The organism is Desulfatiglans parachlorophenolica (assembly GCF_055394735.1).
Genome location: NZ_AP042460.1, coordinates 3,668,322 through 3,690,652 on the forward strand (window position 1 = coordinate 3,668,322; position 22,331 = coordinate 3,690,652).

Annotated in this window: 25 protein-coding genes; 16 read left to right on the forward strand and 9 right to left on the reverse strand. The window is 57.6% G+C overall.

The features are described from left to right. Positions 1-119 precede the first annotated feature (119 nt). From secD to mutT, 4 genes are read left to right on the forward strand one after another with little or no spacing between them, the layout of a single operon-like run. Positions 120-1,673: a protein translocase subunit SecD gene (gene secD / locus ACZ500_RS17130; protein ID WP_464233074.1), complete on the forward strand. Its 1,554-nt coding sequence runs from the start codon at positions 120-122 to the stop codon at positions 1,671-1,673. 20 nt (positions 1,674-1,693) lie between these two features. After that, positions 1,694-2,761, forward strand: a complete 1,068-nt coding sequence (gene secF, locus ACZ500_RS17135; protein ID WP_464228621.1) for a protein translocase subunit SecF — start codon at positions 1,694-1,696, stop codon at positions 2,759-2,761. Positions 2,762-2,771: 10 nt separating this feature from the next. Next, positions 2,772-4,583, forward strand: coding sequence for a tetratricopeptide repeat protein (locus tag ACZ500_RS17140; RefSeq protein ID WP_464228622.1), 1,812 nt, complete (start codon positions 2,772-2,774; stop codon positions 4,581-4,583). A 10-nt stretch (positions 4,584-4,593) separates the two neighbouring features. Continuing rightward, positions 4,594-4,998, forward strand: a complete 405-nt coding sequence (gene mutT / locus ACZ500_RS17145) for an 8-oxo-dGTP diphosphatase MutT (RefSeq protein WP_464228623.1) — start codon at positions 4,594-4,596, stop codon at positions 4,996-4,998. Between the two features lie 47 nt (positions 4,999-5,045). On the opposite strand, the gene ACZ500_RS17150 is transcribed toward mutT, so the two are convergent. Further along, a complete protein-coding gene (locus ACZ500_RS17150; RefSeq protein ID WP_464228625.1) occupies positions 5,046-5,177 on the reverse strand; it encodes a hypothetical protein in 132 nt (43 codons plus the stop codon). Positions 5,178-5,246: 69 nt separating this feature from the next. Here ACZ500_RS17150 and ACZ500_RS17155 point away from each other — a divergent pair, with 69 nt between their 5' ends. Genes ACZ500_RS17155 through ACZ500_RS17165 form a run of 3 tightly spaced genes read left to right on the forward strand, consistent with a single transcriptional unit; the run spans position 5,247 to position 7,768 of the window. Next, positions 5,247-5,570, forward strand: coding sequence for a cupin domain-containing protein (locus ACZ500_RS17155; protein ID WP_464228626.1), 324 nt, complete (start codon positions 5,247-5,249; stop codon positions 5,568-5,570). A 53-nt stretch (positions 5,571-5,623) separates the two neighbouring features. Next, positions 5,624-6,355 carry an AAA family ATPase gene (locus ACZ500_RS17160; RefSeq protein ID WP_464228627.1) on the forward strand — a complete coding sequence of 244 codons (732 nt, stop codon included), beginning with the start codon at positions 5,624-5,626 and terminating at the stop codon, positions 6,353-6,355. Between the two features lie 51 nt (positions 6,356-6,406). Then, positions 6,407-7,768, forward strand: a complete 1,362-nt coding sequence (locus ACZ500_RS17165) for a DUF898 family protein (RefSeq protein WP_464228628.1) — start codon at positions 6,407-6,409, stop codon at positions 7,766-7,768. Here the strand turns inward: ACZ500_RS17165 and ACZ500_RS17170 are convergent. The 8 genes from ACZ500_RS17170 to rplU all read right to left on the reverse strand — a co-directional run bounded on the left by ACZ500_RS17170 (position 7,762) and on the right by rplU (position 14,399). After that, positions 7,762-9,177 (reverse strand): M48 family metalloprotease, encoded by a 1,416-nt coding sequence (locus tag ACZ500_RS17170; protein WP_464228629.1) that lies wholly within the window; start codon positions 9,175-9,177, stop codon positions 7,762-7,764. The two genes, ACZ500_RS17165 and ACZ500_RS17170, sit on opposite strands and share 7 nt — an antisense overlap. A gap of 11 nt (positions 9,178-9,188) precedes the next feature. Further along, the gene (gene rsfS / locus ACZ500_RS17175; protein WP_464228630.1) at positions 9,189-9,548 is read right to left on the reverse strand and encodes a ribosome silencing factor; all 360 of its coding nucleotides are present in this window, start codon (positions 9,546-9,548) and stop codon (positions 9,189-9,191) included. Next, on the reverse strand, positions 9,535-10,191 hold the full coding sequence (gene nadD, locus ACZ500_RS17180) for a nicotinate-nucleotide adenylyltransferase (protein WP_464228631.1): 657 nt from the start codon (positions 10,189-10,191) through the stop codon (positions 9,535-9,537). Before nadD ends, rsfS begins: the two co-directional genes overlap by 14 nt. 74 nt (positions 10,192-10,265) lie before the next feature. Then, a complete protein-coding gene (locus ACZ500_RS17185) occupies positions 10,266-11,522 on the reverse strand; it encodes a glutamate-5-semialdehyde dehydrogenase (protein WP_464228632.1) in 1,257 nt (418 codons plus the stop codon). Further along, a complete protein-coding gene (proB, locus tag ACZ500_RS17190) occupies positions 11,504-12,703 on the reverse strand; it encodes a glutamate 5-kinase (RefSeq protein WP_464228633.1) in 1,200 nt (399 codons plus the stop codon). The genes ACZ500_RS17185 and proB overlap by 19 nt, the downstream gene beginning before the upstream one ends. Then, positions 12,700-13,764: a GTPase ObgE gene (obgE, locus tag ACZ500_RS17195; protein ID WP_464228634.1), complete on the reverse strand. Its 1,065-nt coding sequence runs from the start codon at positions 13,762-13,764 to the stop codon at positions 12,700-12,702. Before obgE ends, proB begins: the two co-directional genes overlap by 4 nt. 36 nt (positions 13,765-13,800) lie before the next feature. Next, positions 13,801-14,055 carry a 50S ribosomal protein L27 gene (rpmA, locus tag ACZ500_RS17200; RefSeq protein WP_464228635.1) on the reverse strand — a complete coding sequence of 85 codons (255 nt, stop codon included), beginning with the start codon at positions 14,053-14,055 and terminating at the stop codon, positions 13,801-13,803. 35 nt (positions 14,056-14,090) lie between these two features. After that, complete coding sequence (gene rplU, locus ACZ500_RS17205; protein ID WP_464228636.1) at positions 14,091-14,399, reverse strand: 50S ribosomal protein L21; 309 nt, start codon at positions 14,397-14,399, stop codon at positions 14,091-14,093. Between the two features lie 39 nt (positions 14,400-14,438). On the opposite strand from rplU, the gene ACZ500_RS17210 reads away from it, so the two are divergent. The 9 genes from ACZ500_RS17210 to ACZ500_RS17250 all read left to right on the forward strand — a co-directional run bounded on the left by ACZ500_RS17210 (position 14,439) and on the right by ACZ500_RS17250 (position 22,314). Continuing rightward, the gene (locus tag ACZ500_RS17210; protein ID WP_464228637.1) at positions 14,439-14,708 is read left to right on the forward strand and encodes a hypothetical protein; all 270 of its coding nucleotides are present in this window, start codon (positions 14,439-14,441) and stop codon (positions 14,706-14,708) included. 90 nt (positions 14,709-14,798) lie between these two features. Beyond that, the gene (locus ACZ500_RS17215) at positions 14,799-15,110 is read left to right on the forward strand and encodes an AF1514 family protein (RefSeq protein WP_464228638.1); all 312 of its coding nucleotides are present in this window, start codon (positions 14,799-14,801) and stop codon (positions 15,108-15,110) included. Positions 15,111-15,141: 31 nt separating this feature from the next. Next, a complete protein-coding gene (gene trxC, locus ACZ500_RS17220) occupies positions 15,142-15,597 on the forward strand; it encodes a thioredoxin TrxC (protein ID WP_464228639.1) in 456 nt (151 codons plus the stop codon). Between the two features lie 47 nt (positions 15,598-15,644). Then, a complete protein-coding gene (locus ACZ500_RS17225) occupies positions 15,645-16,976 on the forward strand; it encodes a YihY/virulence factor BrkB family protein (RefSeq protein WP_464228640.1) in 1,332 nt (443 codons plus the stop codon). Positions 16,977-17,557: 581 nt separating this feature from the next. Then, positions 17,558-17,950, forward strand: a complete 393-nt coding sequence (locus ACZ500_RS17230) for a winged helix-turn-helix transcriptional regulator (protein WP_464228641.1) — start codon at positions 17,558-17,560, stop codon at positions 17,948-17,950. Positions 17,951-18,256: 306 nt separating this feature from the next. Then, on the forward strand, positions 18,257-19,285 hold the full coding sequence (locus ACZ500_RS17235; RefSeq protein WP_464228642.1) for an ABC transporter substrate-binding protein: 1,029 nt from the start codon (positions 18,257-18,259) through the stop codon (positions 19,283-19,285). Between the two features lie 14 nt (positions 19,286-19,299). After that, positions 19,300-20,049 (forward strand): ABC transporter permease, encoded by a 750-nt coding sequence (locus ACZ500_RS17240; RefSeq protein WP_464228643.1) that lies wholly within the window; start codon positions 19,300-19,302, stop codon positions 20,047-20,049. 77 nt (positions 20,050-20,126) lie between these two features. Continuing rightward, a complete protein-coding gene (locus tag ACZ500_RS17245) occupies positions 20,127-21,179 on the forward strand; it encodes an ABC transporter ATP-binding protein (RefSeq protein WP_464228644.1) in 1,053 nt (350 codons plus the stop codon). 745 nt (positions 21,180-21,924) lie between these two features. Further along, positions 21,925-22,314: an RNA recognition motif domain-containing protein gene (locus ACZ500_RS17250; protein ID WP_464228645.1), complete on the forward strand. Its 390-nt coding sequence runs from the start codon at positions 21,925-21,927 to the stop codon at positions 22,312-22,314. Positions 22,315-22,331 lie beyond the last annotated feature (17 nt).

The window sequence follows — 22,331 nt, forward strand, 5'->3', positions numbered from 1 at the left end:
GTGCAGATCGACGCTGGGATCGGCCAAGAAGAACCCTTCCGGATGGAAACCAGCTTAACCAGGAGTAAACCGTGGCAAAGAGCTTGAGTTGGCGCAGCGCATTGGTTGGGCTCGCTGTAATGGCGGCCTTGATCTATTTGACCCCTTCTCTCACGAACACCCTTCCGGACTGGTGGTCGCGGATCTTGCCGGACGACCGGATCCGCCTGGGGCTCGATCTCCAGGGGGGCATCCATCTGGTGCTGGAAGTGGAAGTCGATAAAGCCGTGGAAAGCCACCTGGAGCGGACAGTCGAAGAGATGAAGGGCGATCTGCGGGAGGAGAAGCTCCGCTATCAGGCAATCGAGCGAACCGGCCTCGAGGGGATCAGAGTCGTTCTGATGCGCGCTGAAGACGTTCAGCCGTTCACGGAAACCCTCGAGATGGCCTATTCCGACTTCGAAATCCAGACGGGCGGCGAGCAGGACGGCCACCCGGTAATGGTGTTGCAGCTCGGTTCGGACGCGCGAAAACGGATCAAGGAGATGGCGGTCGATCAGGCATTGGAGACCATCCGAAACCGGATCGATCAGTTCGGCGTCACAGAGCCCGAAATCCGCCCGCAGGAAGACCACCGGATCCTGGTTCAGCTGCCGGGGGTGAGCGATCCGAAGCGGGCGATCGAGCTGATCGGCAAGACCGCGCTGCTCGAATTCAAGCTGGTGGACGAAGATCACAGCCTGGATGAGGCCCTCGAGGGGAACATCCCACCCGGGGACGAGATCCTCTATGAAACCGCCCCCGCGGCCGAATCACCGGACCGGCGCCGGATTCCCTATCTGCTCAAGAAACGGGCGGTCCTCACCGGAGAGTACATCACGGATGCCCGTGTCGCCATCGACAGCCAATACAACGAACCATACGTTTCGCTATCCTTCGATACACGCGGTGCCAGGCTCTTCGAACAGATCACCGGGGAAAACATCAAGAAGCGGCTGGCCATCGTGCTGGACAACAATGTCTATTCCGCCCCGGTCATCCAGGACAAGATCGCCGGCGGCAAGGCGCAGATTACCGGCCGATTCAGCATGGAGGAGGCCAAGGACCTCGCCATCGTGCTGCGGGCCGGCGCCCTGCCCGCCCCGGTGAAGATCCTCGAGGAAAGGAGCGTCGGACCTTCTCTCGGCATGGATTCCATCCAAAAAGGGATCAAATCCATGCTCATCGGCGGCCTCGTCGTCATCCTGTTCATGGTCATTTATTACAATCTTTCCGGGTTGATCGCGGACCTCGCCCTCGTTCTGAACCTGATCTTCATCATGGCGGGGCTCTCGTTTTTCGGCGCAACCCTCACGCTGCCCGGCATCGCCGGGATCATTCTGACCATCGGCATGTCAGTGGATGCCAACGTATTGATCTTCGAACGTATTCGGGAAGAGTCACGTCTGGGAAAAACGCCCAGGGCCTCTATCGAGTCCGGTTACGGAAAGGCCCTGGTGACCATCCTTGACGCCCAGGTCACCACCCTTATCGGCGCACTGATCCTGTTTCAGTTTGGAACCGGGCCCGTGCGCGGGTTCGCCGTCACTTTGAGCATCGGCATCGTCGCCAGTCTCTTCACCGCGATCTTCGTGACCCGGATCATCTTCGATCTGCTCTATGTCCAAAAGCGCATGAAAAAACTCAGCATCTAAATCATTGCGGGAGTTATTGAATGGAATTCATCAAACCGGGTACTCATTTCGATTTCATTGGAAGGCGCAGAATCGCTTATGTATTCTCCCTTCTTATGATCCTTGCCACGATCGCCCTCCTCATCTGGCACGGCGGACCCAACTACGGCGTCGACTTCTCGGGCGGCCTCCTCATCCAGGTCAAGCTCGACCAGAAGCGGACACCGGCGGAGATCAAGCGTGCATTGGACCCCTTGGGGCTGCAGGACAGCGTCGTGCAGGAATTCGGTGAGGAGGCCGAGCAGGAATACCTCATCCGCGTGCGCAAAATGGATCTGGACCTGAGCGGCCTGAGCGAAAAGGTCCAATCCGCCCTCGAGGCCGAATTTGGAAAGCCTGCCGACATCCGCCGTGTGGAAATGGTCGGACCGAAGGTCGGGGAAGACCTCCGGCAGAAGGCCCTGTTTGCACTCTTCTACACGATCCTGATCATCGCCATATACATTTCCGGTCGCTTCGAACTGAAGTGGCTGATGAGCGGCGTGATGGCGGTCGCCCTGATCTTCATCGTCTATGTCGCATCCATTTTCGGGGTCAGCGTCACCTGGCTGATCGTCCTGGCCCTGCTCGTCAGTCTGGCCATGTGCTGGTTCCTCAATCTGAAATATGCGCTTGGGGCGATCATCGCCCTCATCCATGACGTCACCATCACGATAGGGGCCTTCGCCTTGACAGACCGGGAGATCTCCCTGGCTATCATCGCCGCCGTCCTGACCATTGCCGGCTACTCCCTGAACGATACGATCATCGTCTTCGACCGTATCCGAGAAAACCTGAGGCGTTTCAAGCGCCGCCCCCTGGCCGAAACCATCAACACCAGCATCAATGAAACCTTGAGCCGCACCATTCTAACATCTTCCACCACCCTTGTCGTAGTCATCGCGCTGTTCGTCCTCGGCGGCGGCGTCATTCATGACTTTGCCTTTGCGCTCCTGGTTGGAATCGGGGTAGGCACCTATTCTTCCATCTTCGTCGCCAGCCCGATCCTGCTCCTTTGGGAAGGCCGTGCTGGCGGAAAAGCCAAGGGAGCGCAGGGTCAGTCCAAATGAGAGCAGCTCTTTGGTCAAGACACGGAAAAAGAAACATCTTTTTGCCCGGCCCCTTTTCTGGATAATCATCCTGCTCGTTTCAGGAGGCGCCGGTGCAGGGTGGTATTTCTGGCGCAGTTTTTTCGAGCGGGGTGCCCAATTCCATGCGCTCGTCATCCAGGTCAACCAGGAGCCGAAGCGGATCGCCGCCAACGGGACCCTCTTGCTCCATCCCGGGGACCGGGCAAGGATCCTGGAGACCCTGACCAATATTCCTTTCAACCATGACCTCCGTCTGGTGAGCCCTGAATTCGATATCGGCGCTCTGCGCTTCGAAGAGCTTCCTGTAGCCTCTCTGTTGCCCGAACGGAACATTTACGACCACTATCGTTTCGAGGTCTTTGTCAAGTACCGCAATGCGACGATCGGTTCTGTCGTTCTGGATGTCAGGCCCTTCCTGGAAGACTGGGTGGACAAGGCCGTAAGAACCATATCCCACGAAGAACGGGTCTCCGTCCTCCAAAAGGCCCTGCGTTTCCACCCCGGTGAAAAGACACTCATGCAATGTCTCGTCGAAACATACAAAGAGACGGGGCAATGGCGGAAAGCCGCTGAAACGATGGAGAGGATGAACGAGGGCACGCGGGATCCGTCCGTCCTGAGAGAGATCTGCGACCTCTATTCCGCCGCCGGCGACTCGGAGACCGTGATCAGGCTCCTGAGGGAGATTACGGAGCAGGATCCAGCCGACATTTCGGCGCTCAGGGAGCTGGCCGGGGATCTCGACCATGCCGGAAGGACGGAAGAGGCCGTCCGCTATTATGAGGCCCTTCTCGGGCTCATACCGGAGGAGGAAGGACTGCCGGTTCATTCGAGGCTGGCCCTCATCCATGCCGAGGCCGGCCGGCACCAGGTGGCCATCGGCCATTATCTGCAAATCGCCCGCCATCAACCGGATGACCCCAATTTATATTACAACCTGGCATATCTCCATGAAAAGGCAGGTCAACCGGAAGCATCCCGTCGTTACCTGGAAAAAGCCCTGTTGTTGAATGACCGAGACCGCGAAGGCCGCCTCAAGCTCGCCCATCGCCTGGTTGAACAGGGGCAGTGGACGGAGGCGAAGCGCCGCCTGGAAGAGGTTCTAACCATCGATCCCAAGGATCAGGAAGGGCTCCTGCTCCTGGCACAGGTCCTCGAAAAACTGGGAGATGAACAGGCGCTCGCGGAGATCTACAGCCGTATTGCGGCGCTCGATCCACAGAATGATACGGTACGCTTCAACCTGGGGGTAATCGAGTACCAGAGCGGACAGCTCGAAGAGGCCCTCGAACATCTGACCGCATTTGCCGAACGCCACCCTGAGGATGTTTCGGCGCAGACGATCCTCTTCGACCTTCACCGCCGGATGGAGAATATGCCACAGGCCGTTCAGACCGCACGGACACTGATCCGCCTGCAGCCTGAAAACATCGCCGCCTACTCCTACCTTTTCGAAACGCTTCATGACCAGAAAGATTATGATGGCCTGGTGGAGATTCTGGAACCGGCGGTCGACACCAATCCCAAGGAGCAGGCGCTCCGCCAGTACCTGCTGGTGGCCTTTCTGGAGCTCGGTAGGGAGGACAGAGCCATGACCACCTTGGAGGGAATTCTCGATCTCGACCCCAAAAACCATGAACTATGGCTGCATCTTGCGCGGCTGCGAGAAAAGAACCAGGATCTGAAGGGTGCCATGGAAGCCTACCGGCAGGTCCTCCAACTGGTCCCCCAACACGAAGAAGCCTCCGAGGCCTTTCTTCGCCTGCGGTTGTTGAACCTGGACGCTTCGCCTGAACGATGACGTTTTTCCGATGAATATAACCAAGCCTCATTTCGATGTCTCCGCAGGTATCCTCACAGAGGGAGGGAGGATCCTCATCACCCGCCGTCCCGAGGGAACCCACCTGGGAGGGTTGTGGGAATTTCCGGGAGGAAAACAGGAGGCTGGGGAAACCGCGGAGGTCTGCCTGAAGCGTGAATTGATGGAGGAACTCGGCATCCGCGTAAGAATGGAGCGCCCTCTTGCAACCATCCACCACGCTTACACCTCCAAGACGGTCACCCTCCATTTCTTTCTCTGCACCCGGGAGGAAGGCCAGCCTACCGCACGCCAGGGTCAGGCGATCAGGTGGGTGAGCGTTCAGGAACTGGCCCGGCTTTCATTTCCGCCGCCGGACTTGAAGGTGATTGACATCCTGATCAAAACGTTTGCATAAGGAGTTTCCATCCGGAAATGGTCTCTTTGGCCGATCTCGGCGTCAATCTACACATTTGCTTGTGAGTCGACCGCCAGGTCGACTCCGCACAAACGCTTGTTTTCCTCGATATCGGCGAACCGGGACCCGGCGCGAAGCGGCGGGACTGAGCACGCGAAGCGTGTGAAGAAAAAATCCATATTACCGGATTGGAGACGTTGTCGTGCCGGGTAATCATTTTTGGATGAATACTGAGGGAGGAGACCGCCTTGATTTACCATAGAAGCGAGGACGGCTATCGGTCCCTGGCCAATGGCATCCGGATGAAAACATTGGTATACGGTGAATGCACGATCCTTTGCGAGTTCAGGATCGGAGGCGGGGAGAAGATCCCCCTGCACCACCACCCCTACGAACAGACCGGATACGTGGTCAGTGGTCGGATCGCTCTGACCGCGGGAGGTGATTCTTTCGAGGCGGGACCGGGGGACAGCTGGTGCATCCCCAAAGATGTCCCCCACGAGGCCGAGGTCCTTGCGGATGCCGTTGTTGTGGAGGTCTTTTCACCGGTGAGGGAAGACTATCTCCCCTGAATGCGCCCTTTTTTCGCCCAACCTGCAACCCATATGAAGGAAGCGAGGCCCGCGTGTACGTGGACACCATTACCATCCTGCACAACCGGTTCCCCAGAAGGGAATCCTACCCATTCAACGTCCCGGCCTTGACCGGAAGCGACCGCCTCGATCTGCGGAACCGCGCGGCGTTCCTGGTCGGGGATAACGGAAGCGGCAAATCGACCCTGCTCGAAGCCATCGCGCGGAACTACGGCCTGACGGTCTGGGGGGGCGAAAAATCCCATATCGCCCACCGCAACCCCTTCAGCAAATCCCTCCATCACTTTCTCAGCATGAAGGGCACATGGGAGTGGGACAGCATCGTAAAGGGATTTTTCTTCAGGGCCGAAAGCTTCTTCAACTTCGCAGCCTTTATCGACGATATGAGCGTCACGGACAGAAACCTCCTGGATTACTACGGGGGCCGTTCCTTGCACCAGCAATCCCATGGAGAGGCGTTTCTAGCATTCTTCGAATATCGCTGCCGCCTGCCGGGGCTTTATCTGTTGGATGAGCCAGAAGCGGCGCTCTCGCCCCGCAATCAACTCCACTTTATCTTCATGCTCCATCGGGCCCTTGCCCGCCCGGCGACGCAGTTTATCATCGCCACGCATTCACCCATTCTCTTGAGTTATCCAAAGGCCCAAATCCTGAGCTGCGATCACGTACCCATCAAGGAAATCGACTATCACGAAACAAAATCCTATTGTTTTTACAAGGATTTTCTTCAGGACCCCCTGCCTTTTCTAAAGGATTTCGAATAACCGGCTCAGATCGTTTCCCACCGGAAGCGTCTCTCCAAAAGGAGGAGTTCCATGTCAGAAGGAAATTGCCGCTTTGCCGGAAAAGGCGTCGAATACTTTCCGACGGTCTTCATCCATCTTTTTCTGCTGAGTGTCCTGACCTTCGGCATCTACACTCCTTGGGCCTGGGTGAAGCTCCTCCGATTGAAGGCCTCTCATACCCGCATCCGAGGACTGCCGGTTCGTTTCGACGGATCGGGGGCTGTTCTCTTCAAGCTCTCTCTGGGCTACGGGATTCTGACCCTCGTTACCCTGGGGTTTTTCGGCCCATGGGCGATCTGCGCCATCCTGAAGTGGCGCGCGGAAAACACCTTCGTAGGAGACCAGCGCAGCCGGTTCAACGGCACGGGGGGAGGTCTCTTTCCTCTCTATGTGATCCACCTCTTCATCCTGCCGATGATCACCTTCGGCCTTTATTTTCTTTACGGCATGTATCTGTTTTTTGCATGGAAGGAAGAGCACATCCTTTACGGCGGGGAGAAGACATCCTTCGGGGCCGGCTTTATGGAGTTCCTGAAGATCACCCTCATCAGCAGCCTCCTGAACACTCTGACCCTGAACCTGTATTCACCCTGGTCCATGTGCATGCTGTATCGATGGCAGCTCGGAGGTCTCCTGGTCGGGGATACACCTGACATCCGCCATTTCCAGGCCACACGCGCCCGACCTGCCCTGGTCGCCGCTGCCGTCGCCATAGGGCTGATCCCCTACGCCCTCATCGGCTGGTTCGTCAAGTCGCAATGGGATCACATGCACGCTGTCATGCAGCAACCACCCGCCCTGACACTCCCTCGGACAAGGCCACCCCTCTCCACCGAGGCGCATCCCCCCGAAAGCAAGGCTTCGCAGGACGAGATCCAGGCTGTGGCGAAGGCCTCGGGAATCCCACAGCCGATTGAAGCGGAGATCGACCGGTTGACGAAATCCATTGAGACAGATCCCGGCGACCCCGATCTTTTCTACAACAGAGCCTGGCTTTATGCCGCTGCGGGAGAAGACCAGCTGGCGGCGGCCGAATACAGCAACAGCCTTGATCTCGACCCGGAACATGGAGACGCCCTCTACAATCGGGCCTTGGCCTTTATCCGTCTGCAGGAATACGAAAAGGCGTTGGAGGACCTCGATGCACTGATCCGTCTGGAGCTAGATGCTGCGGATGCCCTGTGCAACCGCGGCAATGTCCGTTTTCTCACCCGCCGGATGGAACTCGCTCTAGAGGATTACGACACCGCCCTTCGGCTGAAGCCGAACGACCGTGAGATCATCCACAATCGGGATATCGTCCTGGCAACTTTTGACCATCGAGAGAAAGAGAGCGCAGAAGAAACGGAACCGAAGAAGCAGTATGAAAAAAGTGATCACCAGAATCAGTGACGTTCGACCTTTTCCAATTCCTGAAGCAGCAGACCTATTTTTTGAGCGAGGGCGCTGTTACCCGCTGAAAGCTCCTGCGCCTTTTCAAAATGGAACCGCGCCTTGCCTATTTGGTTCAATCTATTGAAATATATACCAAAATTGTAGTGCGCTTCAGCCAACCGATTCAGGCGCCCATAGCCAATCCCCAGATGATAATATACATCGTCCCTCGCCGAGGGCGAGACAGCAAGACGCTCGAAAATCTCGGCTGACTGAGTGTATTGGCCCAAATTCTCGTAGGAGAGCCCCAAATAATAGAGTGCCGTACTGTTCTCGCCCATCTCTGCCAACGATTCTTTCAGGGTGCGCACGGCATCCTGATCGCGTCCACTCAACTGGTAGGCCTGCCCAAGATAGGTCAACAGCGGTAAACGATAGTCCTTTCCATCCTCCAGGGCCTTTTCCATGAGCCCGATTGCCTTCGGGTAATCTCTTTTTTCCAACGCAAGAATCCCCAAACCTACCTGCGGGAGTGGACTGGCTGGATCCTTCTCGAGATCGGCCCGAAACATTCGCTCCGCCTGAGCATGGTCTATGCTGTAAGCCATCACAACGGTCCTGAAGAGCGGATAGACCTTTCTGAACTGCTCGGCCTCGGGCGATAGGCTATGCCCCTTGTAACCGCTCAACAGAGCTTCCAGGTTCGCCATCCGTTCCGGCCCGCTCGGGTGGGTCAGAAGGTACGCTGGGATCTTATCCGATCCCAGCCAGTTGCCTTTGGCGATCTTTTGAAGGGTGCTCTCCATCCCCCGCGGATCGAAGCCGCTGCCGGACATGTACTTGTACCCCAATTGATCCGCCTGCCGCTCGTCTTCCCGGCTGTAATGCAGCTGTGCCTGAATACCGGCCGCCATGGACCCGGCGATCAGGGCCTCGGCCGCCGTACCGCCCAGCAGCGCCCCTGCAAGAATACCGGCCATGGTAATCAGACCGATCTTCTTGTTCTGCTCGATGCGCTGGGCCAGATGCCGAGCTGTGACATGCCCGATTTCATGGCAGATCACCGCAGCGAGTTCATCGACCTGATCGAGGGCGCCGATGAGCCCGGAAAAGACGAATATCTGCCCCCCCGGGGCGGCAAACGCATTCAATGTGGGATCTTTGATGATATAAAAATTGAACGGGAACGGCTGGGTATCGACCTGAGCAAGCAGGTATCGCCCCAGGCCGTTGAGGTATCGATTGGCGAAATCATCTTCGAGAAAGGAGAAATATCCCTTGATCTGAGTCATGAACTCCCGGCCGATTTCCTGCTCCTCGTCCACCGACAGGGCCCAGGCTGAACGAGCGCAACACGGCAATCTCGGGCACAGACCCGTCGTGACAAAAACCAGCAGCATGGTAAAAACGGCAATGATCCTGCGCATGGGACCTCCGATCAATCCGGCGGCATGGCATTCTCGATGGGGATGCGCGGGGCCTCGACCCACAGCCCTTCAAGATCGTAAAATGTGCGCACCGGTTCATAAAAAAGATGAACCACGATATCCCCGAAGTCAAGCAGGATCCACTGCCCCTCCTGCTCTCCTTCTATGCCGTAGGGCCGAAATCCGGCCTCCCGCATCCTGCGCTGCAGGTGCCGGCTGAGCGCCTGCACCTGCCTGGAACTGCCGCCGCTCGCAATCAGAAAATAGTCGGTCAGCGAGGTAATCTTTCCGACCTCAACAAGAACCGGGTTCAAGGCCTTTCTCTCAAGAAGATACCCGACGCATTTCCGTGCCTTTTCAAGCGTGTCCATGATTTCTATACAGCCCCGTCCTCTCGATGTATTCTCTTACGGGCTCAGGGATCAGAAAACGCAGAGATTTCCCTTCCCGACACAATAGCCTGATCCGCGAGGCCGATATATCCATGCGCGTCGTCTGCAGAAAATGAATCGACTTGCCGGAATCCGACGTAAAAAATCCCCGTCCGTTTTCGGAAACGCCTGCGATACCGAGCGATCGCAGGAATGCCGCAGGCTTTTCCAGTTCGCTGCCCTCACGGCCGATGACAACGAAGTGCGCCCAATCGAACAGTTCGAGATACGCCTTCCAGGTGTAAATCTCCAGAAAGGCGTCCATTCCCAGGATGAAGAAGATCTCGGCCAGGGGACCGAACATCGCCTGGCAGCCTCTCAGCGTTTCGATGGAATAGGAAGGTCCGGGCCGCTTCCCCTCGAGGTCGAGTGCATCGAGGTGCGGGGATGTAGAGATGCCCAAGCGCACCATGGTGTATCGGTGCGCAAAGGCCGTTATCGGTTCCCGGGTCTTGTGAGGAGGCACGGCGGCGGGAATCAGGTAGACCTTGTCTAGATCCAGAGCTTCTCGAACCTCCTCGGCGGTACGCAGATGGCCCAGATGAATCGGATCGAAGGTTCCACCCAGCAATCCAAGTCTCAAAGCGTTTCCTTTTTCCTTGCCGGTTCCTGCCGCGCCAGTTCTTCTCTGCCGGCTTCCGCCTTTGGACACGCCGGTCAGCCTCTGATCTGACCGTTGCCGTAAACGATGAACTTCGTGGTCGTCAACTCTTCGAGACCCATCGGACCGAAGGCGTGCAGCTTGGATGTGTTGATCCCGATTTCCGCCCCCAGCCCCAGCTGATTCCCGTCATTGAAACGGGTCGAGGCGTTCACCAGCACCACGGAAGAATCGACCTCGCCGAGGAAACGCTGGGCGCGCCCGTAATCGTTCGTCACGATCGTTTCGGTGTGTCTCGAACCATAGCGCTCGATATGGTCCAGGGCCTCGTCGAGATCCGCCACCACCCTCACAGCCAGAATCAGATCCAAAAACTCCGCCGGCCAGTCCTCGGCTACGGCCGCCTTCACCTGGGGCGCGATCGACCGGGTCCGCTCGCATCCCCTGATCTCGACGCCGGCCGTCTCGAACCGTGCGAACATACCGGGCAGGAACTTTGCGGCGATGCCTTCATGCACAAGAAGGGTCTCCATGGCATTGCAGACACCCGGACGCTGCACTTTCGCATTGTAGCAGATCTCCTCCGCCATGGGGATCTCGGCGTTTTCATCCACGTAGACGTGGCAGACCCCTTTATAGTGTTTGAGAACGGGGATCTTCGAATGGTCGGCCACGAACCGGATCAACCCTTCCCCGCCTCGGGGAATGATCAGGTCCACCGCTTCGTCGAGTCCAATCAGGATCGACACCGCCTCGCGGTCCGTCGTAGGCACCACCTGAACGGCCTTTTGAGGAAGACCGGTTTCCTGCAGGGCCTCGGCCAGGATCTCAGCGAGGACCATATTGGACTGAATCGCCTCGGACCCGCCCTTGAGGATAACCGCGTTCCCGGATTTCAGACAGAGCGCGGCCGCATCCACCGTTACATTGGGTCTCGATTCATAGATAAATCCAATGACTCCGATTGGGATGCGCACGCGACCGACCAGAAGCCCGTTCGGCCGCCGCCACATGCCGGTGACCGCCCCGACCGGATCCGGGAGGCCCGCGACCTCTTCGAGTCCCTGCGCCATGCCTTCGATCGTGGGGCCGCTCAAGGTCAGCCGATCGATCAGGGCCGCTGAAAGACCCGACTCGCGCGCCCGGGCGACATCCTTCGCGTTTTCCTCTCTCACCCTGCCGGAGTGTTTGCGCAGCAGCCCGGCCATCCGGATCAAGGCGGCGTCTTTGTCGGCCCTGCCTTTGCTGCGCAGGGACCGGGCAGCCTGCCCGGCCTCCCAGGCCATCGTACGGATCATCCCCTCCACTGACATAGATCGTCTCCTTCGTCCAGTTGACGCGCCAACACGAGATTGTCGCGATGAACGACCTCGTCTTCGTGCTTGAAACCGAGGATAGCCTCTATCCCGGATGTCCGAACACCCATGATCTTCCTGAGATCGCCGCTATGGTAATTGACCATTCCGACCGCAAGATTCTCTCCTTCTTCACTCACGATCAGAACGGCATCCCCTAGACTGAATCTCCCCACCACCTCTTTGACACCCGACGGCAGAAGGCTTTTGCCATTCTGCAGAAGCGCGGTCTCCGCCCCCTTGTCGATCACGATCTGCCCCCGCGGCGATTTGGTAAAGGCGATCCAGTGCTTTCGGTGGCAGAGGGACACCGGACGCGGCATAAAAAGCGTCCCTTCCGCCTCCCCTTTCAGGACCCGCTTCAGGATGCCCGCCTTGAACCCATTGGCGACGACGGTCGGCACTCCCAGGAGCGCCACCTTCCGGGCAGCCTTCACCTTGCTGGCCATCCCGCCTTTTCCCAGAAAGCCCGGGATGGTGCTCGCATATCCGGACACGCGCCGATCCACCTTGTCGATCACGTCAATCAGACGCGCATCCTCGTGAACCCGCGGGTCCTTGTCGAACAGACCATCCAGATTGGTCAGGTTGACCAGCAGGCCCGCCTCCGAAAGGCAAGTGATCATGGCACTCAGATTGTCGTTGTCGCCGAACTTGATCTCGTCCACGACCACGGTGTCGTTCTCGTTGATGATCGGCACGATCCTCCACGAAAGCAAGGTCAACAGCGTATTGCGGGCATTGAGGTAGCGCCGCCGGTGCGTCAGATCATCCCGTGTGACCAGGATCTGCGCGACTTTCTGACGATGTCTGCCGAATGCTTCTTCATATGCACGCATCAGGCTGCTCTGGCCCACCGCCGCGAGGGCCTGCTGCTGCGAAACCGATTCCGGGCGTTTCTTGAGACCGACCTTTCTAAGGCCGGAGGCTATGGCCCCTGAAGACACCAGGATAATCTCGACCTTCTTCCGTCGGAGTTCTGCAATATCGTCGGTGATACTCTCGATAACAGCCTGGTTCAACCCGTCGACCGCCGTCAGCACGCCGCTGCCGACCTTGACGACGATCCTTCGGATCCCCCGAAACAAGGCTTCGCGATCCACAGGCTCCACAGCACTCTTCTGCAATTCAGGAATCAACCACCCACCTCCGGCCTAATCTCGGGTACCCCTTGCCGGGGATCGAGGCCGCCCAGTCTCCAGGCATCCCAATTGGCAAGGATCAGGCGCTTCAACTCCTGGACACCCTCCCCCTTCAGCGCCGACAAACCGATCCACTGCACCCCTTCCTTTTCCAGGGCCTGCCCGATCCGAGCCACCTTTGTCTCACCAGGATCCAGCAGATCCACCTTGTTCAGAAGCACGAGCTGAGGCTTTTCCGCCAGGGCCCGACTGTAAGCCCCCAGCTCGTTTCGGATCCGACGATAATCTTCCAGGACGCCTTCCGCAGGGGCTTCTGACACATCGAGGAGGTGAAAGAGGACGCCTGTCCTCTCGATATGCTTCAAAAAACGCAGCCCGAGCCCTCGGCCCTCGCTCGCACCCTCGATCAGCCCGGGCACATCGGCAAGGACGACGGAGCGGTCGGTGTCGAGATCCAGCACTCCGAGATTGGGAATCAGGGTCGTGAAGGGGTAGTTCCCGATTTTGGGGCGCGCCATGGTCAACGAGGCGAGCAGTGTGGACTTCCCCGCATTGGGAAGCCCCACCAACCCGATATGGGCGAGCAGCTTGAGAGAGAGTCTTATCTTGAGTTCGTCACCGGGAATGCCCGGCTGGGCCATGCGTGGAGCCCGGTTCGTGGCGGTAGCGAAATGCCGGTTGCCCTTCCCGCCCTGACCGCCCGCAAGCAGCATGAACCGCTCTCCGGCCTGGACGAGATCGGCGATAAATTCACCGGTCTCGGCATTTTCAACGACGGTCCCCAAAGGCACGGGGAGAATCAGGTCATCGCCGCTCCTGCCGGTGCATTGGTTGCCTCCCCCCGGCGAGCCGCTTCCCGCCTTGAAGGATCTCCGTGACCGGTAATCCGACAAGCTGTGGCAGGTCTTGTCGGCCAGCAGGATGACACAGCCACCGTCGCCGCCGTCACCCCCGTCAGGGCCTCCCTTGGGGATATACTTTTCCCGTCTGAAACTGACACAACCCGCACCCCCATCACCCGACCTGGCCGTAATGACCACTTCATCCAGAAAATCCATCTTCCATCTCTCAGGCGGGATGGGACAGGCGATCCATCAGACCGCCTCGATGCTGACCTTCTTGCGGGTCTTGCCAAAGCGCTCGTAGGCAACCACACCATCGACCAGCGCAAAGAGCGTGTAATCCTTCCCGAGGCCTACGTTCGTGCCCGGGTGGATCTTCGTCCCCTTCTGCCGGACAAGAATATTGCCCGCCTTTACCTGCTGGCCTCCGAACCGCTTGATGCCGAACCGCTGCCCCGCGCTGTCGCGCCCGTTGCGCGAACTCCCGCCTGCCTTTTTATGTGCCATTTTATCCCTCTATTTCGAAAAAATCGCCGCCCGAATCACTCGATGTTCTCTATGCGGACCAGGCTGAATGCCTGCCGGTGGCCTCTGAGCTTGCGGATATTCTTGCGTCTTTTGTATTTGAAAACCAGGACCTTTCTGCCTTGACCATGGCCCTTGATACGGCCGGTCACCTTTGCGTTCTCGAGAACGGGCTGCCCGACAACGACCGAATCGCCCTCGGAGCGCAGAAGGACATCCTCGAAAACCACCGTGTCGCCAACCGCCCCCGGGAGCTTCTCGCATCTCAGCTCGTCACCCGCGGCTACCCTGTACTGTTTTCCACCCGTTTTAATGACTGCGTACATGACCCCTGCTCCTCGAATATAGTGCGTTTCCACCCGCAAATGACATCGACGGCCGAACCCGGGATCGATCTGCACCGTTCCTGGTGCACCGGCCTGCGGCCTGGCGACTCGCCGAACCCCGATCGTCCGGATCGCGGTCTAAAACCCTTTTTCCCCGATCGCAATTCGCCGACGCTTGAAAGCGATCTTTGCATGGAAACTAGTGAATTTGGGATGATAGCTTCCTCTTGGCACCAAGTCAAGGGCAAAAACCAACATGAAGGGACTTCCCGCTCCGCCCATTTGACATTGCACATCATGTACCTATAATGATTTATAAGTTTTTCGCTTTTCGATATCAACCTTTCTGCGCTGACTCATCGCCGCAGGTATCACTGCCCACTGAAAGGAGAGTGTTCTATGGGAACCTGCCGATCATTGAGCCGTGAAATGCTCCCCAACCGCATCGGCCTCGATTTCGAGGACACCCCCCTCGACCTGAAGGCCGCGAGGCTGCTTGCCGACCAAAAGGCACAGGAGGTGCTTTCCGAGCCGATGCTCCTCGCCTGGTACGAACGAGATACCGGCCGTTTTTCTCCTCAGGTGGAGTGCTGCGGAGAAGAAAAGCCCTCATGGGTGGTCTACGCCGAGTCTCGCGGCGCGGATCTGAGTGTCGACATCAATCGGCAGACCTATGTTTTCATTTACCACGATGCGGGGAAAACCCTCTGAATTTCAACCGTCAATCCGTGGAGGTCAAGCGATGGATACCGACCATGTCCTGATCCGGTGCCCGAAATGCGGCACCAAAAACCGTGTTCCCACGAACAAGCTGGACCGGAATCCCCTGTGCGGAAAATGCCATTCCCGGCTGTCCGAGTCGCTGCAGTCCAGCCATCAGCCTCTCACTGTAACGGATCGGTCCTTCGGTGAGGACGTCCTGGGCTCTTCCCTGCCGGTTCTTCTGGATTGCTGGGCGCCCTGGTGCGGCCCCTGCAAATCGATCGCGCCCATCCTCGACGCCCTCGCCCGGGAATATGCCGGGAAGATCCGAATCGCCAAGCTCAACGTGGACGAAAACCCCGCAACATCATCCCGGTTCAGCATCAGGAGCATCCCGACACTCCTCCTTTTCCGCAACGGCCAGGTCGTCGATCAGATCGTAGGGGCGCTGCCCAAGGCCGAGTTGGAAGCACGCATCCGCCCGTTTCTGCCATAACAGGCCCGCAGCCTGTTTCCGCAACCGGTCAAAGGAGACGAATTTTTATGCCTGCCCGTCCGCTCCTGAAAGCGATCCAGTACTATCGTGACAACCTCTGGCGCATCCGGGAGGCAGAACTGCCGAAAAGCCACGCCCTGCTGCTCAGACTGGTGCGCACAATCGTTCTCTCGGTTGACGGATTTTTCAAGGACAGATGCCAGCTGAGAGCGTCGGCCCTGACGTTTTACTCCCTCCTCAGCATCGTACCGGTCCTTGCGATGGTCTTCGGCATCGCCAAGGGCTTCGGCTTCGAGAAGACCTTGCGGAATCAGCTCCTGCAGCAGCTCAAAGGCCAGGAGGATGTTCTCGAGCGTGCAATCGCCTTTTCCGATGCCCTTCTCGAGACGACGCAGGGGGGTCTTATCGCCGGCATAAGTCTGTTTTTTCTCTTCTGGGCCATCATCAAGATGATTTCGAATATCGAGGCCGCCTTCAACACCATTTGGAAGGTGCCATCAGGGCGGCCCTTCGGACGCAAGGTGAGCGATTACCTGTCTCTGATGCTCATCTGCCCCCTGCTCTTCGTCCTTGCGAGCGCCCTGACGGTCTTTATCGAAAGCCAGATCCGAATGTTCGCCGAACATATCACCCTCTTCGGCCCTGCAAACCCCCTCATTTTCAAGATGCTGCGCCTGCTGCCGTTTGCCGTCATCTGGTTCCTCTTCGGGTTTCTGTACGTTTTCATCCCCAACACCCAGGTCAAGACAGTCTCCGCAGCTATCGGCGGCTTCCTCGGGGCAGCCTTCTATCAGACCTTTCAGTGGACCTACATCACCTTTCAAATCAACGTCGCCAAGTACAATGCCATTTACGGCAGTTTCGCCGCCCTCCCCCTTTTTCTGTTCTGGCTGCAGATCAGCTGGCTGCTGGTCCTGTTCGGGGCCGAAATCGCCTGTGCCCATCAGCATGTCAAAACCTGTGAATTCGGTCCGGATTGCCGCTCCATGCCGATTGCCTTCCGCAAGCTCCTGGCTCTCGCGATCATGCGCACCCTGCTCAAACACTTCTCGACGCATGACAAACGCTGGGACACACAGCGGATCGCCCTGCAGCTCGAAACCCCGCTGCACTGCGTCCACGAGGTACTGGATGACCTGCTCGAGGCGGATCTGATTACGGAGCGCCCCGGAGATCGGAAAAACCCGCCGACTTACCTTCCCGCCCGGGATCCCGAAATCCTGACGGTGAGCTATATCCTCGATCGGCTGGAGGAGAGCGGGTCCCAAGACATTCCGTTCTCCGAATCCCCGGACACCCGGCGGATCCACACGATCCTGAAAACCTTCCGGGAACTCATCCAAAAATCCGGCGCGGATGTCCCGCTGAAGCAGCTGTAGTGGGTTTCCATCCGGAAATGGTTTTTTCCCCATCTCGGCATCAATCTGGACGTTTGCTTGTGCGGCGACCTGCAGGTCGCCTCCGCGTTCTCGAACCTATTCACCCCGGCAAGACACTGGATGACTGCGACATCCACGATGCATTCAAGCGGTACCTCTCGATCCATTCCGTACCCCAATCCGCACCAATCGATGTGCTATCCGCATCTCAGGAAATTCTTGCCTCCATTGACGAAGCGGATCTTCCGGCGAAATAGCTCAGGATCATCACAGAAAATATTTCATTAGGCCACCGAATTGTGTTATGTAGTGATTGTGAAAAATCGGTCTTTAATTTATGCTCAGGCCCATCATGCGGGAAAGAAGAGGCTCCCCGGTCACCTTGGCAGGCCGTCTGCAGTGGAACAGGAATCCGGTCCCGGCAACCGGACACAGTCAATGGCCTGACGAAGGCAAGGGCGACTTTCCAATTCGGGAGAGCGGTCTTTCAACCCGTCGAACTGGGCTGGGTCGAACGTATACACCCTTATCAAAGCGGATCCGCTATGCGCACGAAAACACGGATTGAGACGTATCATCAAATGCTTACCATTCTGAGCGGCGATCTGGATCTGACCCAGCGCGATATCGCCAAACAAATGGGGATCAGTCTTGGCAAAACCAATGCCTGCCTCTCCGAACTGATTCAAAAAAAACTCGTCAAGGTCAACCCGTTGCGTATTCCGCGGAATCTTTACCGGCAGGAGGACCTTGCCACCAAAGGCTTCCTCAAGATCGACCGTGCCGAAGCCTCTCAAACCAAGACCAACTATCTCTATGTCCTGACCCCCGAGGGGCTTGAAGAAAAATATCGGATGGCCCAGCAGCTCTACCAGCAGAAATGCACCGAACTCGAGAGGCTCACCCAGCAGATCGAGGATCTGAAAAATGAGATCGAGCATGACGCTCCCCGGCGGAGTGAACCCGCGCAGTAATCCCTCATTGGATCACTTCGAATCATAAAGCCGAACTGAGAACGTTTTGCAACTGCTTCGAGAGGCTATATTTTTCTTGACGGATTATTTCATATTGTAATATTACATTCAGTAGGTCATCCCCGATGGAAGCGGCCGCTTATAACGGCAAGCCTTTACAAAGCACTGCCGATGATACCCCCTGTCATATGGCCATGGTTAAAGAATGCCCCTTTTCAGGCATTTTGCTCAAAGGCCATACGGAGTCATATCGGCACCGGGAATGGCAATCCATCGATTTCCTGCATGAACAAAGAGGCTTCGGGTATGTTTCGAAAAACCGTCTTCACCCTCTTTGGAGTCCTTGCGCTGGCTCTGGCAGCATCCGTCAGCGAAGCCGGCGCCGGTGCCCCCTCATCCGAGATCCCCTCGCCGGAAAAGACCATCGTTCTTGCAGTGGAATTCTGCTCCCATGCAGCCTGTGCCTATGTCGCCAAGGCCAAAGGCTGGTACGGGCAGGCAGGGGTTCCGATCGAGGCCTTTGACAGTTATGTAACCGGGATGGCCCTTTCCGCCGCATTGACGCGCGGAGAGATCGATGCCGCCTACATCTGCCTGATCCCTGCGATCTGCGCCTACGCCAACGCACACGTTCCCCTGAAGATCGTGGCAGGCACGCACCATTACGGTTATGCCGTTGCCATCAACCCTGACCGGATAACAACCCCTGCCGACCTCCAGAGACCCGGGGTCCGGATCGGCTGCGCCCGGGAAGGCAGCCCGACCGATGCCCTCCTTCAAAAAGCGATCAGCGTCTATGGGCTGGATAAACAGAAGGTGGCCGACAATATCCGGCGGATGAGCCCGCCCAAGCAACTCCTGGCCCTCAGGATGGGCCACCTCGACGCCGCGGTGATGCCTGAGCAGTACCCGAGCATGGCCGAATCGGCCGGATTTCCGATTCTTGTGACCGCGCAGGACCTCTGGCCGGATATGCAGGGGAGCGTTCTGATCGTGACCGAGCGATTCCTCCAGAGCGACCCTCAAGCCGTTGCACGTCTCGTAGAGGTGACGGAACGGTCTACAGCCTGGATCAACCGGAACCCCAAGGCGGCCGCCCAACTTCTCTCCGAGGCCCTGCGCATCACAGGCGGCAGGATCTTCCCGGAGCAGGTCGAGCAGAGCCCCGACCTGGATGCAACCCCTCAGGCCCTGCAGCGATCCTTGACCGAACGGCTCGTCTGCACCACCCGCATCGATCCGGACCAGGTCCAGAAAACCATCGATTATCTTGTCGAACTGGGATATATCCGGCAGCGCTTCGAAGCCGATCAGATCCTGGCGATCCATCGCTGAGGAAGAGGCACGGGATGCAGCGGATCGCCTTTCAATGGTCCTTCGTGCCGATCCTTGTCTTTCTCGGTCTCTGGGAAATCATTGCCCGCCTCTGGATCGAGAATCCGGCGCTTCTGCCGCCTTTTTCGAACGTGATCGGCGAATGCTGGAGACTCCTCGAAAGCGGCGTCCTGCCGAGGCACTTCCTTCGCAGTCTCCTGCGGGTGATCATCGGCTTCGTGGCAGGCTCTGCGGCGGGTTTGTTCATGGGTGTCCTGATGGGTTGGAAGGCCGCCATCCATCGCACACTGCATCCCGTCATGAGCCTGATCTACCCGATCCCGGCCCTCGGATGGCTGCCGGTGTTCATGCTCTGGTTCGGTATCGGCGAAATGCTGCCCATCGCCATCATCTTCACGTGCTCCTTCTTCCCCATGGTTTACAACACACAAACAGGCATCCGTTCCGTCGACAGGAACCTTGTCCGAGCCGCCAGGACCCTCGGGGCTTCAGACCTCAAGATCCTCACGACCATCCTCATTCCGCTGGCCCTCCCGAACATCTTCACCGGTCTTCGCCTGGAGTCCGGTATGGCCTGGCGGGTAATCATCGCGGCCGAGATGGTGGCTATCCCGACCGGAATCGGAGCGCTGTTGATGCGGGCCGAAAGCCTGGTCCGCCTGGACATCGTCATTGTGTGCCTGATGGTGCTTTCCCTGATGTGTTTCTGTTTCGAGCGCTTCTTCCTCTTTCTCGAAAGAAAGACAACCGGAAGGTGGGCCTGAGGTGCCTCCATCTGTGGCCGCTTTCCACTCCATCGACCTGTTTCCGGTCGTAGAAAGGATAACGAAAGGAGGCCCATTTGCCGCGGATCGAACTCCAATCACTGAGTAATTTTATTTTGAAGGACGTTTCGCTCGTCATCGACGACGGCGAGTTCATGGTCCTCCTGGGAAAAAACGGTGCAGGGAAAAGTACTCTTCTCAATATCGTCGCCGGTCTGATCGACTACAAAGGAACAGTCCTTTTCGATGGAAAACCAGTCGATACCCTTCGCCCGGAAAAACGGAACGCCGGGTATCTTTTTCAGGACCTGGCGCTCTTTCCGCATATGGATGTAAAATCCAACATCGCTTATGGTCTGAGGGTAAGAAAAACCTGCAAGAATAGGCACCTCTCCGAAAGGCTGGATACGCTCCTTCAGATGGTCAACATCACCCATCTCGCTGATCGATACCCCCGCGAACTGAGCGGCGGCGAGCGGCAGAGGGTCGCCCTGGCCAGGGCGGTCGCAACCCGTCCTGGTATTCTCCTCATGGACGAACCCCTTGCCAGCATGGATCTGAGATCCGCCAAATACCTGCGGATGGACTTCAAACGCCTGCAGCGTGAACTCGGCTGCACCACGCTTTTCGTCACCCACAACTTGACCGAGGCCGCTGAAATGGCGGACCGTATCGCCCTGATCGACAACGGCCGACTGCTGCAGACGGGAACTCCAGCAGAGATCTTTTTCGCCCCGGCCGAAGACAGCGTCCGTCGCTTTATCGGGGAGCCGAATATCTTTGACTGCCACTCGATCCGCATCGTCGAAAATGGACTCGCCATAGCTGACTGTGGTGACCTGCCCATTTTCGCCCCCTACGAGGGGAGGCCGATCCGCAGGCTCGTCATCCTGCCGGAGCATATCTATGTCTCCGTCGAAGCACCTGCCGGTCCGCAGATCAACCGGTTCAGGGGCGTAGTACAAAACCTGCGATGCGATGGTTCCACCGCGAGACTTTCTCTGGATGTCCGGGGCCACATCGTCCTGGCCGAGTTGCCCAGGAAGGTGTGCGAGATGATGCGGCTTACCCAGGGCTCCCAAGTTCATATTATCTTGAAGCTGCGGTGGATTCAGGCCCTGAGTGAATAGGCTTCCCGATCTGACGGCCCCTGCGTCTGCAGCTTTTCCCCCGGTCGTTCTCCCGCTCGGCCGGCCGCCTTTTCATGCCGAACAATGCGGCCCTCGGCCCATGGATTCGCCGCCCGAGCGCTCGAGTGCGGGCGCCCCTGATGGGGAAAGCCCATAGGGGCGGGGAGTCGAATGCCCAATATCAAGGAAATCAAGCGTTTGCGCGGAGGCGACCTAGTGGTCGCCGCACAAGCAAACGTGCAGATTGACGACGAGATTGGCCAAAAAGACCATTTCCGGATGAATACCAACTATTTTTTGCGAAACCCCTTGCACTTTGGTTCCGGAGTATTTATACTAAATTAAATTGCCTCAGCCTCGATTTATATTGTGGTTTTTCGGCCGAAGCACTCCGGCACTGTCAAATATCCAGGAATAGTCATCAGGAAGATCGAAGTCAAAGCGCCTGCCATTCCGTGGCCGCGTTTCTATCCTTCCCTAAAACGGATTCCAAAGCACCCCCGACCATCTGCACAGAAAGCAGATTCGAGGGGGGGGATTGTGTCAACAAGAAGACCGCTTCACCGATCATCACATCCAGGAAGCATTCTTCGGCCGATCCGCCCGGTCAACCTGCCTTTGACACAGGCTTATCGAGGGGCTCTATCAGCACTGCCCGGAAAGATCCATTGGATTTGCCCGGAACAGGGATTCTAGCATGTTATCGATTCGAACGATCCAGCAATCAAAGGAGTATAATCTCGACGTGAAAAAGATCTATGTAGGGAACCTGCCCTTCAGCGCTTCGGAAGAAAAAGTCCACAAGGTCTTCTCCCAGTTTGGAGAGGTGCATTCGGTAAAGCTTTTGACCGATCCCGTAACAGGAAGAATCCGCGGGTTCGGTTTTGTGGAAATGGAATCCGATGCCGCGGATGCCGCCATGCAGGCCCTCGACGGGGCGCCTTTCGAATACCGGAAATTGCGTGTTCACGAAGCTTTCGAGCGTGTGCGCACCCTTGAGCGACCCGCCGTCAGGAAAACCTCCGGCGGAAATTTTCACAGCCACATCGGCCGGGGGGAACCCGTGTTGACCGTCGGCGGACAGCGCAGCAGCCGCGACAAGCGTTACAACCAGGCGGCTTTACGCAGGGGATAGTCTGTCCCTATGATCCC